The sequence below is a fragment of the Aeromicrobium sp. JJY06 genome (assembly GCF_044069275.1).
GTDB lineage: Bacteria > Actinomycetota > Actinomycetes > Propionibacteriales > Nocardioidaceae > Aeromicrobium > Aeromicrobium tamlense.
Genome location: NZ_JBIMRD010000001.1, coordinates 2,111,742 through 2,123,993 on the forward strand (window position 1 = coordinate 2,111,742; position 12,252 = coordinate 2,123,993).

Below are 12,252 nucleotides of genomic sequence, written 5' to 3' on the forward strand. Positions count from 1 at the left end.
CCGAATTGTCCGAGCCGCTGGCTAGCGTCGAAGACGTGAAGATCCTCCACACGTCCGACTGGCACATCGGCCGGACGTTCCACCAGCACTCGACCGCCGAGGCCCTCGCCTCGGTGCTCGACGCGCTCGTGGAGGCCGTGCGCGACCATGCGGTCGACGTCGTGGTCGTGGCGGGCGACGTCTTCGACTCGTCCACCCCGTCGGCCGCCGCGGTCGAGGAGCTCGACCGCGTGCTGATCGCCCTGCGTCGCACGGGCGCCGCGGTGGTCGTCACGTCGGGCAACCACGACTCGCCGGCGCGACTGGGCGCCAAGGCCGCCTTCGCGCGCGAGTCCGGCGTCCACGTCGTCACCCGGCCCGAGGACCACGCCACCCCCGTCACGCTCGAGGACGAGCACGGGCCCGTGCACTTCTACGGCATCGCCTACCTCGAGCCCGCGCTGATCCGCCACGTGTGGCCCGACCAGCGCCTCGCGCACCAGGCCGACGCGATCGGGTTCGCGCTCGACAACATCCGGGCCGACCTCGCCGAGCGCGGCGGGCGCTCGGTCGTGCTGGCGCACACCTTCGTCTCCGGCGCCGAGGGCGAGTCGTGCGAGTCCGAGCGCGGCATCACCGCCGGCGGCCTCGACCGCGTGCCCGTGCCCACGTTCGACGGCGTCACCTACGCGGCGCTCGGCCACATCCACGGTCGCCACACGCTCGCGCCCCACGTCCGCTACAGCGGCGCGCCGCTGCACCTGTCGTTCTCCGAGCAGGACAAGCCGCGCGGCGCGTGGCTCGTCACCCTCGACGCCGACGGCCTCGGCGCCGTGGACTGGCTCGACCTGCCGGTCCCGCGACCGCTCGCCACGCTCACCGGCACCCTCGACGAGCTGCTCACCGACGCCGCGCACGCGGCGCACGAGTCGTCGTGGGTCCGCGCCATCCTCACCGACGACGCGCGTCCCGACGACCCCATGCGCCGGCTGCAGCGTCGCTTCCCGCACTGCGCCCTGCTGGAGTTCCGCCCCAGCCGGGTCGACGACTCCGTGGCGCCCACGGATCCCCGTCGGCTCGCCACGCTCACCGACCAGCAGGTCATGGCCGAGTTCCTGTCGTTCGTGCGTGGGGGAGAGGGTCCCACCGAGGCCGAGGCCGCGATCCTCGACGACCTCGTCGGCCACGTCGCCGGCACCGAGGCGGCGCGATGAGGATCCACCAGGTCTCGATGACGGGGTTCGGCCCGTTCCGTCAGACGCAGACCGTCGACCTCGACACCTTCGCCGACCACGGCATCTTCCTCATCACCGGCCGCACGGGCGCGGGCAAGTCCAGCATTCTCGACGCGGTCGTCTACGCCCTCTACGACTCGGCCCCGCGCTACGCCACCGGCGGCGGCAAGCAGGTGCGCAGCACGCACTGCACGCCCGACGAGCCCACGCGGGTCGAGCTCGTCTTCAGTGCGGCCGGTCGCACCTACCGCGTCGTCCGCACGCCCGAGTACCCGCGGCCGAAGGTGCGCGGCACCGGCATGACCCGCGAGAAGGCCACCGCCGAGCTGTCGGTGCGTGAGGGCGATCAGTGGGTCGGGATCGCGGCCCAGCCGCGCACCGTCGGCGAGGAGCTGCACGAGATCCTGCCGCTGCGCTGCGACCAGTTCCTCCAGGTCGTCCTGCTCGCGCAGGGCGACTTCCAGCGCTTCCTCGTCGCCTCCAGCGAGGACCGCCAGAAGCTGCTGCGCACCCTGTTCCGCAGCGAGCGCTTCAGCGACTACGACGTCGAGCTGCAGCGCCGCGCCGGCGCCCTGCGACAGTCCCTGCGCGAGGCCGAGTCCGGCACCGCCGCCACGATCTCCGCCCTGGCCCAGCACGCGGGCCGGGACGTGCCCGAGGAGGTCGACGAGGCGTGGATCGCCCAGGTCCTCGAGACGCACGACGCCGACGTCGAGCTCGCCAGGGGCGACCTCGACCAGGCCACCAAGGAGGTCGAGGCCGCCGCCGAGCTGCTGCAGCAGGCCACCGAGCTGGCCGAGCGCCAGCGCCGCTTCGCCCGTGCCACCGAGGCGATGACCCTCGTGGTGCAGCAGGCGCCGGCGATCGCGGCCGACCGTGTCCGTCGCGACCTCGCCGTGGCCGCCCAGTCGGTCGAGGTGGCGCACCGGGCCCGGGTCGTCGCCGCGGCCCGTGCCGAAGAGGCCGCGGCCGGGCTCGCCGCGGCGCTGGCGGGATTCGAGGAGGTCGTCGACGGTCCGCCGCCGACCGACCTCGTCCAGCACCGCGACCGGCTCACGTCCGACCTCGCGGTGCTCACGGCCCGCCTCGCCGACGAGCAGGAGCTGGAGCGCCTGCGGGCCCTCGCGGGCACCCTGTCCGAGCAGCTCGACGACCTCGGGCGGCGGGCCGACGACCTCGCGGCCCAGGCCCTCCACCACGACGCGGTCCTCGAGCGCGAGGTCGACGTCTCGGCCGAGCAGGCGGGGTCCGCCCTCGAGCGGCTGCGCGACGCCCTCGCCCTCGCCCGCAAGCGCGCCGCCGCCGAGCGAGAGCTCGCCGCGGCGCAGGTCGAGGAGCTGCAGCGCGGCAAGGCCCGCACGGCGGCCTCCACGGTCCTGGACTCGCTCAACGAGCGTCGCCTCGCCGAGTACGCCGGCACCCTGGCCCAGGCGCTCGTCACGGGCGAGCCGTGTGCGGTCTGCGGCTCGGCCGAGCACCCGGCGCCGGCCGTCCTGGCCGACGGGCACGTCACCGAGGAGGCGCTCGACGAGGCGCGGCAGGCGTTCGACCGCGCCGACCACGCGGCCCGTCGCGCGGGCGAGCAGGCGGCGGCGCTCCGGGCCACGGTGCAGGGCTGGGCCGAGGTCCGTCCCCTCGACGAGCTCACCGCCGCGGTGCGCGAGGCCGAGGACGCGCTGGCCCGGGCCCAGCAGGCCGAGCAGGAGCGCGTCGACTCGCGAGCCGCCAAGGAGCGCATCGCCGCAGCGCTGGCCGATCTCGGGGTGCAGCGGGCGGCGGTCCAGCAGCGCGCCGCCACCACCGAGCAGCAGGCCGACGCCCTGGCCGCCACGGTCGCCCGGGTCCGTGGCGACTCCGGCTCGGTCGTGGAGCGCATCGCCGTCGTCACCGGCCACCTCGAGGCCACGAGCCGTCTCGTCGAGGCCCGCGCCGCCGACGAGGGTGCGCGCGAGCGCCTCCGGGAATGCGGCGAGACCCTCGCCGCCACGCTCGACCAGAACGGCTTCGCCGACGAGGGCGAGTTCGCCCAGGCGCGCCTCGACGCGGCCGCGATCGCCGACCTCAGCCGACGCATCGAGAAGCACGAGGCGCTGCGGGTGGCCAGCCAGACCGCCCTCGCCGCTCCCGAGCTGCAGGACCTGCCCGCCGAGCCGGTCGACATCCAGGGCCCGCAGGCGGTGCACGCGCAGGCGCGCGAGACCTGCGAGGCCGCCACGATCCGCTACGGCTCGGTCGAGACCAGCGCCGTCACGGCGCACCGGCTCGCCACCACGATCCGAAGCGCGTGGGCCACGCACGCGCAGGCCCGCGCGGAGTTCGCGGTCCTCGACCGGCTGGCCCGGTCGGTGCACGGTGAGTCGCCCAACACGCGGCGGATGCGCCTCGAGAGCTACGTCCTGGCCGCCGAGCTCGAGCAGATCGTCGTCGCGGCCAACCTGCGCCTGCACGCGATGTCCAGCGGCCGCTATGCACTCGAGCGCAGCGACGTCACCGCCACCCGTGGCTCGAACTCCGGACTCGAGGTCCGGGTCCGCGACGAGTACACGGGCGTCACCCGCAGCCCCGAGTCGCTCTCGGGCGGCGAGAAGTTCCTCGCGTCGCTGGCGCTCGCGCTGGGCCTGGCCGAGGTCGTCACCAACCGTGCCGGAGGCATCACGCTGGACACCCTGTTCATCGACGAGGGCTTCGGCTCGCTCGACGCCGAGACGCTCGAGGTCGCGATGCAGACCCTCGACGGGCTGCGTCAGAACGGCCGCACGATCGGGCTCATCAGCCACGTCGAGACGATGAAGGAGCGCCTGCCCGCGCAGCTCGCCGTCGAGCGCACCGCCGACGGGTGGAGCCGGGTCGAGGCGCGCGCCTGATCGCAGGCGTCTGCCGAAGCGCCGGACAGGCCGTCCGCGCCCACCTATCCTGCGGGAATGGAGGACGACGGTCTGCTCAGCCTGCTGCCCGATCGCCTCGACCTGCCCCGCGGCCGATCGGCCCTGTCGAAGTCCGACGTGGAGGCCTCCCGCCGGGGCCGCATCATGCAGGCCGCGCTCGACGAGGTCGCCGAGTCGGGCTACGCCGCCGCCACCGTCGCCGCGATCACGAAGCGGGCCCACGTCTCGCGCTCCTCGTTCTACGACGCCTTCGCCGACAAGGAGGAGGCCTTCGCCGCCGCGCACTGGCACGCCAGCGACCTGGCCCTCACGCGGGTGTGGGAGCCGGCGCTCACCCGGCCCGACCTCGAGTTCGACGAGCGCATCGCCACGGTGCTCGCCAGCTACCTCCACGTGCTGGAGACCGCGCGGTCGTTCACCGTCTGCTTCTTCGTCGAGATCCTCGCGGCGGGGGAGCAGCTGGCACGCCAGCGCGAGGAGATGCTCGAACGGCACGTGCAGATCCTGCACGAGCTGGCGAAGGTGTCGTCGGCCGACGACCCCACGATCCGGTTGCCCGAGCACGACGTCCTCCGCGCCCTGATCGGCGCGTTCGACGAGCTCGTCGCGCGGCGGGTGCGCAGCCAGCGACACGACGAGGACCTCGACCTCGCCGCCGTCGCCCCGCCGATCCGGGAGATCGTCACGGCCGTCATGCACCGACCGTGACGCAGGCCACGTCCCGACACGCTCGTGGTGGTGGCGGGACAGTTGTACCCGCGGTGTACTTTTGCCCATGACGGTGTGGTTCGTCTCCCCCGACCGAACCCCGTCCGACAGGTCGGTGCCCCCGCTCACCCCCCGATCGCGGGGGCACTGACCTCGTCCTCTCCTTCACCATTCACCGCATCGCGCGGCGCTGACCCATGGTCAATGCTCGGACGTCCGAGTATATTGCTAGGACATCCTAGTAATTGATGAGGTCGCCATGCACGTCCCCGCGAATCCAGTGCGTTTCGTCACCGCCTCGAGCCTGTTCGACGGGCACGACGCGAGCATCAACATCATGCGACGGATCCTGCAGTCGCAGGGCGCCGAGGTGATCCACCTCGGTCACAACCGCTCGGTCGCCGAGATCGTGGACGCCGCCGTGGAGGAGGACGTCCAGGGCGTCGCCGTGAGCTCCTACCAGGGCGGTCACGTGGAGTACTTCGAGTACCTCGTGCAGCTGCTGGCCGAGCGCGGCGCCCGCCACGTGCGGGTCTTCGGCGGGGGCGGCGGCGTCATCGTGCCGGACGAGATCGCCCGCCTGCGCAGCGCCGGCGTGACGATCTTCAGCCCGCAGGACGGCCAGCGGCTCGGCCTGGCGGCGATGATCAACACCCTCGTCGAGGCCTGCGACGTCGACCTCGTCGAGGCGGGACTGCCCGCGGCGGACGCCGTGCTGGCGGGTGACCGCGCCTCGGTCGCGCGGGCCCTGACAGCCGCCGAGTCCGGGCGCCTCGGTCCCGACCTCACCGCGGCGATCACGACCGGCGCCGGCCGCTCGACCGCGCGCGTCCTCGGCATCACCGGCACCGGCGGGTCGGGCAAGAGCTCGCTGACCGACGAGCTGGTGCGCCGGCTGCGTCTCGACCACGGCGACAAGCTGCGGGTGGCGGTCGTGGCCATCGACCCCACGCGACGCAAGGGCGGCGGCGCGCTGCTGGGCGACCGCATCCGGATGAACGCGATCGGCGGGCCGGTGTCGTTCCGGTCGCTCGCGACGCGCGGCAGCCACGAGGTGCCCGACCACCTCACCGACGTCATCGCCGTGCTGAAGGCGGCGGGCAACGACCTGGTGATCGTCGAGACGCCCGGCATCGGCCAGGGCGACGCCGGCATCCTGCCGTACGTCGACGCCTCGCTGTACGTCATGACGCCGGAGTTCGGCGCCGCCAGTCAGCTGGAGAAGATCGACATGCTCGACTTCGCCGACGTGGTGGCGATCAACAAGTTCGAGCGCCGCGGGGCGAAGGACGCGCTGCGCGACGTGGGTCGCCAGCTGGTGCGCAACCGCGAGGCGTTCGGGCAGCAGCCGTCGGACATGCCGGTGTTCGGCACGTCGGCGGCGCACTTCAACGACGACGGCGTGACGGCGCTCTACCAGGAGCTGCGGTCAGTGCTGGGCATCGAGCCGGGCGTCCTGCCGGAGGTGTCGGTGCGGCACTCCAGCGACGAGCACCACCTCGTGCCGCCCCAGCGGGTGCGGTACCTGGCGGAGATCGCCGAGACCGTGCGCGACTTCCACGACGAGACCGAGCGCTGGGCCGACGCGGCCGACCGGGCGCAGCACCTCGCCGCGGCGGCGGCCGAGCTGCCCGACGAACCGGGTCTGGCCGAGGCCGCGCGCCGCGCCCAGGACGAGCTCCCGGCCCCGGTGCGCGAGTCCCTCGACGCCTGGCCTGCCGTCGTGGAGGCGTACTCCGGCGACGAGCAGGTCGTGCGGGTCCGTGACCGTGAGCTGCGGTTCTCGCTCGCGCGCGAGACGCTCTCGGGCAACCGGCTGCGCCGGGTGAGCCTGCCGCGGTACCGCTCGCACGGCGACCTCGTCCGCTTCTGGCGGCGTGAGAACCTGCCCGGCTTCTTCCCGTTCACGGCGGGCGTGTTCACCTTCAAGCGCGACAACGAGGACCCCGCCCGCATGTTCGCCGGCGAGGGCGACCCGTTCCGCACGAACCGCCGCTTCAAGCTGCTCAGCGAGGGCCAGCCCGCCACGCGGCTGTCCACGGCCTTCGATTCGGTGACCCTCTACGGCCGCGACCCCGATCTGCGCCCCGACATCTACGGCAAGGTCGGCACGTCGGGCGTCTCCGTCGCGACCCTGGACGACATGAGGGTCCTGTACGACGGCTTCGACCTCCTCGATCCGTCGACCTCGGTGTCGATGACGATCAATGGCCCGGCGCCCACGGTGCTGGCGTTCTTCCTCAACGCCGTGATCGACCAGGCCGCCGAGAAGGGCATCGACGCCGCCGAGGCGCTGCGGCAGGTGCGCGGCACGGTGCAGGCCGACATCCTCAAGGAGGACCAGGGCCAGAACACCTGCCTGTTCTCCACCGAGTTCAGCCTGCGGATGATGGCCGACATCCAGGAGTGGTTCATCGAGCACGGCGTCCGGAACTTCTACTCCGTGTCGATCTCGGGCTATCACATCGCCGAGGCCGGGGCGAACCCCATCAGCCAGCTGGCGTTCACGCTCGCGAACGGGTTCACGTACGTGGAGTCCTACCTCGCCCGCGGCATGGCGATCGACGACTTCGCCCCCAACCTGTCGTTCTTCTTCAGCAACGGCATGGACCCCGAGTACTCGGTCCTCGGCCGGGTCGCCCGCCGGATCTGGGCGGTCGCGATGAAGGAGAAGTACGGCGCGGGGGAGCGCAGCCAGAAGCTGAAGTACCACGTGCAGACGTCGGGCCGGTCCCTGCACGCGCAGGAGATGGACTTCAACGACATCCGCACCACGCTGCAGGCGCTCATCGCGATCTACGACAACGCCAACAGCCTGCACACCAACGCCTTCGACGAGGCCGTCACGACGCCGTCGGAGGAGTCGGTGCGCCGGGCGCTCGCGATCCAGCTCATCATCAACCGCGAGTGGGGGCTGGCCGCCAACGAGAACCCGCTGCAGGGGTCCTTCGTCATCGAGGAGCTCACCGAGCTCGTCGAGGAGGCCGTGCTGCGCGAGTTCGAGGCCATCAGCGAGCGTGGCGGCGTGCTCGGCGCGATGGAGACCGGCTACCAGCGCGGGCGCATCCAGGACGAGTCGATGCTCTACGAGCACCGCAAGCACGACGGCTCGCTGCCGATCGTCGGTGTCAACACGTTCAAGAACCCGCACGGCGACGAGGTGCCGCAGAAGCTCGCGCTCGCGCGGGCGTCCGAGGGCGAGAAGGAGTCGCAGCTGCGCCGCCTGCGCGCGTTCCAGCAGGCGCACCGCGGCGAGGCCGAGGCCGCCCTCGAACGGCTCAAGGAGGCCGCCGCCAGCCACGAGAACGTCTTCGCCGTCCTGATGGACGCCGCGCGGGTCTGCTCGCTCCAGCAGGTCACCGAGGCCTTCTTCGAGGTCGGCGGCCAGTACCGCCGCAACGTCTGAGCGTCAGTCGGGGTCGAGGAGGCGAGGGCCGGCGCCGTCGGCGGCGAGGGTGTCGTCGGGGTTTCGCAGCCGGCACGTCCTGAGCGACAGGCAGCCGCAGCCGATGCAGCCGTCGAGGTCGTCGCGCAGCCGCTCGAGCCGGGCGATCCGCTCGTCCAGCGAACGGCGCCAGCGCCGCGAGAGCCGCGACCAGTCGGCCTTGGACGGGGCGTGGTCGGTCGGCAGGGACGCGAGCGCCTCGCGGATCTCGGCCAGGGAGATCCCGACGCGCTGCGACGTGCGGATGAACGCGATGCGCCGTAGCACGTCGCGTGTGTAGCGGCGCTGGTTGCCCGCCGTCCGCGTGGACGTGAGGAGCCCCTCGCGCTCGTAGAAGTGCAGGGCGGACACCGCGACGCCGGCTCGCTCGGCGACCTGGGACGGGGTCAGGAGGACAGTCATTGACCTGAACCTTAGTTGAGGTTGTTCGATCAGACCATGCTCCAGTCGAAGCCCACCCGGCGCCGCCGGGTCCGCCCGTCCCTGTCCGTTCCCGCACGCCTCGTCGAGGGCCGCATCCGCCCCGAGGGGCGTGACCGCTTCATCGCAGCCGCGGTGGTGAGCCTGCGGCTGCGATGAGGCGATGGCTCAGGCCGGGGCGAGCACCTCGCGCTCGAGCCGTGCGTAGCTGGTCTCCATGCCGTCGGTCATGCCCGTCGCCAGGATCTGGTCACGCAGCTCACGGCTCGGGTAGGTGACGTAGAGCGACATGAGCGTGCCCTCCTCGACGGGGGTGAGGGTGAGCTCGTTGATCGTGCCCTCGCCCTCCATGCCGATCATCCGCTCGGTGGTGACCGAACGGACGGGCGGGCTCACCTCGAGCAGCTCGCCGGTGAAGCCGAAGCGGTTCTCGCCGCCCTCCTGCTCCCACTCGTAGCGGTAGGTGTCGCCGACGTTCGTGGCGACCTCGCACACCGGCATCGTCCAGCCCTCGGGCCCGAGCTGCCAGCGCCGCAGCAGCTCGGGCTCGGTGTGGGCGCGCCACACCTGCTCGACCGTGCCGCGGATGATGCGGGTGATCCGCACGTGGGTGTCGTCGAGCAGCTGGCTCTCGGTGCCCACGGAGGCGGCGAACGAGCTCAGGTCGGCCACGACGGCGTCCATCTGGCTCATGGCGGAGGTCATGCCCTCCTCCATGCCCTGGGCGATGAGCTCCTCGAGGTCCTCCAGGGAGGCGAACCACGTCGTGGTCGTGACGCGGGAGCCCTCGCCGGTCTCCTCGAACGCGAAGGTCATCCGCATGGACGGCATGTCGGGGTTCGGCACGCCCGGGTCGGTGCAGAAGCCGTCCTCGACCTCGAAGCCCTTCCCCTCGTCGACCGAGCGGAACTTCCAGTAGCCGGCGCTCTGGTCGCCGTCCGGGCCGGTCATGACGTAGTGCGACTCGCCGCCCGGCGTCATGTCGTGCCGGCTGAACGTCGCGGGCCACTCGACGGGCCCCCAGAAGCGCTCGAGCTGGCGGGGGTCGGCGTAGGCGTCCCACAGCCGGCGCACCGGCACGGGGAAGTCGGCGACGACGGTCATCGTGAGGTCGTCGGTGTCCTTGGACACGGAGGTGATGGGCATGGTCGTGCCTTTCAGGAGGGATCGGGTTCGTCCTCGGCCAGGAGGGCGTCGAGGCGCTCCACGCGCGAGCGCCAGATGAGCTCGAACTCGTCGAGCAGCTGTTGGGCCCGGGCGATCGTGTGCGGATTGCCCCGGACCAGTCGTTCGCGGCCCTGTCGGTGCTTGGTCACCAGTCCGGCCCCTTCCAGCACGGCCACGTGCTTCTGCACCGCGGCGAACGACATGTCGTACGAGTCGGCCAGACGGGACACCGACGCCTCGCCCACGAGGGTGCGGCGGACGATGTCGCGTCGAGTGGAGTCGGCGAGGGCGTGGAAGATGCGGTCGACCTCGGCGTCGGTCAGCTCGTTCTGAGTATTTACAACCATTTGGTTGCACGTTATGCCGAGGAGAGTCCGGCGTCAAGAGCGACGCCGGACTTCTTCGCGATCGGTGGATCAGTGGGCGGCCGAGAGGACGTCCGCGCCGGCGACGAGGCCGAACAGGTCCTTCGGGTCGGCGGGGTCGGCGATGAGGTCGAGCCACCCCACGAGGTCGGTGCCGGCGACGGACTCGTGCGCGTACCGCAGCGCCGCGAAGTCCTCCACCGCGAAGCCCACCGAGTCGAAGACCGTGACGGCGTCGGCGTCGCGGCGACCCGTCGCCTGCCCGGTGACGACCTGCCAGAGCTCGGTGACGGGATGGTCGGCCGCGACGGCCTGGATCTCGCCCTCGATGCGGGTCTGCGGCTCGAACTCCACGAAGACGTCCGCGCGGTGCAGGATCGCCGGGTCGAGCTCGGTCTTGCCGGGGCAGTCGCCGCCGATCGCGTTGACGTGCACGCCGGGCGCCACCATGTCGTCGGTGAGGACGAGGGCGCGCTGCTTGTCGGCGGTGCAGGTCGTGATGACGTCGGCGCCGCGCACGGCGTCGGCCGCGCTGGACGCGACGTGGACCTCGAAGCCGAGCGGCTCGGCGTTGCGGACGAACTTCTCCATCGCGGCGGGGTCGACGTCCCAGACGCGCAGTGACGTGATGCCCAGCGCCGCACGCATGCCGAGCGCCTGGAACTCGGCCTGGGAGCCGGTGCCGATCATCGCCATGACGCGAGAGTCCGGACGGGCGAGGTGGCGGGCCGCCATCGCCGAGGTGGCGGCGGTGCGCAGCGCCGTCAGGACGGTCATCTCGGCCACGAACGTCGGGTAGCCGGAGGAGACCTCGGCCAGGACGCCGAACGCGGTGACGGTCTGGAGGCCGTACGAGGGGTTCGAGGGGTGCCCGTTGACGTACTTGAAGCCGTACGCGACGCCGTCGCTCGTGGGCATCAGCTCGATGACGCCCTCGGACGAGTGCGCGGCCACGCGCGGGGTCTTGTCGAACGACGGCCAGCGGCGGAAGTCGGCCTCGACGGCGTCGGTCATGCCAGCGATGACGGCCTCGGCGCCACGGGAGCGGACCCAGCGCACGGTGTTGGCCACGTCGAGGAAGGGGACGGAACTCATGAAGTCAACGCTACGCAGGGGTCAGGGTGCAAACAACGGAAATTTCTTGCGTGCTCAGCACGGAAACGTTGCGTGCGAAGCCCTGCGGAGCAACATTTCTGCGTCGTCGGCCGCGTCCAGTCGCGGGAGAAGTCCGAGACGCCCCGGGATTCCTGCGGATAATGTGTGCCGGGTGCCCGAAGACGCCCTGAGCCTGCTGCCGGAGCGGCTCGAACTTCCGCGGGGGCGCGCGGCCCTCCCCGAGTCCGAGGTCGCCGCCTCGCAGCGCGGCCGCATCCTGCAGGCCGTGTCCGACGAGGTGGCGCACGCGGGGTTCGCCGGCGCCACCGTCACGGGCATCACCCGACGGGCTCGCGTCTCGCGCACGACCTTCTACCAGTGCTTCTCCGACAAGGAGGAGGCCTTCGCCGCGGCCCACGAGACCATCAGCGAGCAGCTGGTCCAGTTCATCCGCGACCAGGGCGTGACCCTCGACGACGCGGCCTGGGAGCAGCGGATCGAGCTCGGCGTGCGGGGCCTCGCGGCCTGCCTCGAGGCGCGACCGACGTTCGCGCGCAGCTTCGTCGTGGAGATCCACGCCGCGGGGGAGCGTTTGCGCCGCCAGCGCGATGTCGTGGTGGAGCGCCACGCCCGCAGCCTCGCGCGCGTGGCCGAGCTCGCCGCGGCGTCCGGTGCCGACGTGCGCGTGCCCACCGAGCTCGAGGTCGTCGGCGCCATCGGCGCCGCGGAGGAGCTCGTCGCCCGCGAGATCCGGCGGACCCCACCGCGTCGCCGGCTGCGGCTGTCCGCGATCGTGCCGCCGGTCGTCTCGATCCAGACCAGCCTCCTCCGCCCGGTCTGAGGTGCGTTTTCCCCCGCCGTTGCAGGCTTTGTGCAGGGACTGAACAAATTGTGCGATTTTCGGGCGCGCTTGTGTACCAGTCCGGTACTTTTGGCTCGCGGCGCCTCGAGCT

10 protein-coding genes are annotated in these 12,252 nt (G+C 72.1%); 6 read left to right on the forward strand and 4 right to left on the reverse strand.

Annotated features, from left to right (window positions below; all coding sequences use genetic code 11):
• The first annotated feature begins 35 nt into the window (after positions 1-35).
• The 4 genes from ACGWYL_RS10340 to icmF all read left to right on the forward strand — a co-directional run bounded on the left by ACGWYL_RS10340 (position 36) and on the right by icmF (position 8,213).
• Positions 36-1,193 (forward strand): exonuclease SbcCD subunit D, encoded by a 1,158-nt coding sequence (locus ACGWYL_RS10340; protein WP_269306082.1) that lies wholly within the window; start codon positions 36-38, stop codon positions 1,191-1,193.
• The gene (locus tag ACGWYL_RS10345) at positions 1,190-4,078 is read left to right on the forward strand and encodes an AAA family ATPase (RefSeq protein ID WP_395487126.1); all 2,889 of its coding nucleotides are present in this window, start codon (positions 1,190-1,192) and stop codon (positions 4,076-4,078) included. Before ACGWYL_RS10340 ends, ACGWYL_RS10345 begins: the two co-directional genes overlap by 4 nt.
• Positions 4,079-4,135: 57 nt before the next feature.
• On the forward strand, positions 4,136-4,807 hold the full coding sequence (locus ACGWYL_RS10350; RefSeq protein ID WP_395487127.1) for a TetR/AcrR family transcriptional regulator: 672 nt from the start codon (positions 4,136-4,138) through the stop codon (positions 4,805-4,807).
• Between the two features lie 259 nt (positions 4,808-5,066).
• The gene (gene icmF, locus ACGWYL_RS10355; protein WP_395487128.1) at positions 5,067-8,213 is read left to right on the forward strand and encodes a fused isobutyryl-CoA mutase/GTPase IcmF; all 3,147 of its coding nucleotides are present in this window, start codon (positions 5,067-5,069) and stop codon (positions 8,211-8,213) included.
• Between the two features lie 3 nt (positions 8,214-8,216).
• Here the strand turns inward: icmF and soxR are convergent, their stop codons facing one another.
• Positions 8,217-8,654 carry a redox-sensitive transcriptional activator SoxR gene (gene soxR / locus ACGWYL_RS10360; RefSeq protein WP_395487129.1) on the reverse strand — a complete coding sequence of 146 codons (438 nt, stop codon included), beginning with the start codon at positions 8,652-8,654 and terminating at the stop codon, positions 8,217-8,219.
• Positions 8,655-8,690: 36 nt separating this feature from the next.
• Here soxR and ACGWYL_RS10365 point away from each other — a divergent pair, with 36 nt between their 5' ends.
• Positions 8,691-8,831: a hypothetical protein gene (locus tag ACGWYL_RS10365; RefSeq protein ID WP_179425661.1), complete on the forward strand. Its 141-nt coding sequence runs from the start codon at positions 8,691-8,693 to the stop codon at positions 8,829-8,831.
• A gap of 9 nt (positions 8,832-8,840) precedes the next feature.
• On the opposite strand, the gene ACGWYL_RS10370 is transcribed toward ACGWYL_RS10365, so the two are convergent.
• From ACGWYL_RS10370 to ACGWYL_RS10380, 3 genes are all read right to left on the reverse strand, one after another.
• Positions 8,841-9,818 carry an SRPBCC domain-containing protein gene (locus ACGWYL_RS10370; RefSeq protein ID WP_395487130.1) on the reverse strand — a complete coding sequence of 326 codons (978 nt, stop codon included), beginning with the start codon at positions 9,816-9,818 and terminating at the stop codon, positions 8,841-8,843.
• 11 nt (positions 9,819-9,829) lie between these two features.
• Positions 9,830-10,186 carry a helix-turn-helix transcriptional regulator gene (locus ACGWYL_RS10375; RefSeq protein ID WP_269306094.1) on the reverse strand — a complete coding sequence of 119 codons (357 nt, stop codon included), beginning with the start codon at positions 10,184-10,186 and terminating at the stop codon, positions 9,830-9,832.
• 69 nt (positions 10,187-10,255) lie between these two features.
• Positions 10,256-11,299: an ornithine cyclodeaminase gene (locus ACGWYL_RS10380; RefSeq protein WP_179425655.1), complete on the reverse strand. Its 1,044-nt coding sequence runs from the start codon at positions 11,297-11,299 to the stop codon at positions 10,256-10,258.
• Between the two features lie 172 nt (positions 11,300-11,471).
• Here ACGWYL_RS10380 and ACGWYL_RS10385 point away from each other — a divergent pair, with 172 nt between their 5' ends.
• On the forward strand, positions 11,472-12,140 hold the full coding sequence (locus ACGWYL_RS10385) for a TetR/AcrR family transcriptional regulator (RefSeq protein WP_395487131.1): 669 nt from the start codon (positions 11,472-11,474) through the stop codon (positions 12,138-12,140).
• The last annotated feature ends 112 nt before the right edge of the window (positions 12,141-12,252 follow it).